Raw genomic sequence first — 364 nt, forward strand, 5'->3', positions numbered from 1 at the left:
ATTTGTTGCTAAAAGCTGAAAATAATGCTTCTCTATTGGTGAAAGCAAATTCTTCTTTTCTTAAAGGAGGGACGCGTGTTGAGGATAGATCGGTTATCGATTTAGAGTTAGTTCATTATTCAAAATGGTATCTTACCAAAAGTAAATACAATGGTTTACAGGAGTCTGTTTCATCACTTTCTTCTCTACACCTTTCCAATAGCACATTGATCTTTGATGAAGATAGTGGTTATCAAACCCTGCGCATTGGAAAAAAAACAAATATAGATGCAAGAGATAACATTTCAGATTCAATAGATAAAAAAGTCTACAGTGCTGAGGGAAATGCTCAGAGTAGGTTGAATGCATTTTTGAGTGATGATGG

The 364-nt window shown here is 34.6% G+C and carries 1 pseudogene; it reads left to right on the forward strand.

The features are described from left to right. A pseudogene (locus ACFINC_RS10590) lies at window positions 1–364 on the forward strand (autotransporter outer membrane beta-barrel domain-containing protein); the annotation flags it as partial.

It is taken from the genome of Bartonella sp. AP58NXGY (assembly GCF_042195785.1).
Classification (GTDB): domain Bacteria; phylum Pseudomonadota; class Alphaproteobacteria; order Rhizobiales; family Rhizobiaceae; genus Bartonella.